A 507-nucleotide genomic window follows, 5' to 3' on the forward strand; every position below is an offset into this window, starting at 1 on the left:
GAAGAAAGTGATCTTCACCGAGTTCGGTGGTCCGGAAGTCCTGCAGCTCGTCGACGCCGAGGATCCGCACGCGGGTCCCGGTCAAGTGCGCATCGCCGTGCGGGCGGCGGGAGTGAACCCTGTCGACTGGCGGGTGCGTGAGGGGCAGGTGCTCGGTGCCCATCCGACCGTGCTGCCGTCCGGTGTGGGCCTGGATGCCGCCGGTGTGGTGGACGAGGTCGGCGATGGCGTGGTCGGCGTCGAGATCGGCGACTCGGTATTCGGCGAGGGTTCGAACACCTACGCCGAGTTCGCCGTGCTGACGGCCTGGGCCGTGATGCCCGAGGGACTCACGTTCGAAGAGGCCGCCGGATACCCCTCCGTGGTCGAGACCGCGCTGCGTCTCATCCGCGAAGCCGGCGTGCGACCCGGCGAGACGCTGCTGGTCAGCGGCGCGTCCGGCGGGGTCGGTTCGGCGGTGCTGCAGATCGCCCGCGAGCGCGGCATAGCGGTGATCGGCACGGCAGG

At 70.4% G+C, this 507-nt stretch carries 1 protein-coding gene; it reads left to right on the forward strand.

Annotated features, from left to right (window positions below; translation table 11 throughout):
* A partial coding sequence (locus ACLJQF_RS48890; protein WP_410617535.1) for an alcohol dehydrogenase catalytic domain-containing protein occupies window positions 1–507 on the forward strand: 507 nt, incomplete at both ends.

It is taken from the genome of Amycolatopsis sp. lyj-109, from assembly GCF_046548995.1.
Classification (GTDB): Bacteria; Actinomycetota; Actinomycetes; order Mycobacteriales; family Pseudonocardiaceae; genus Amycolatopsis.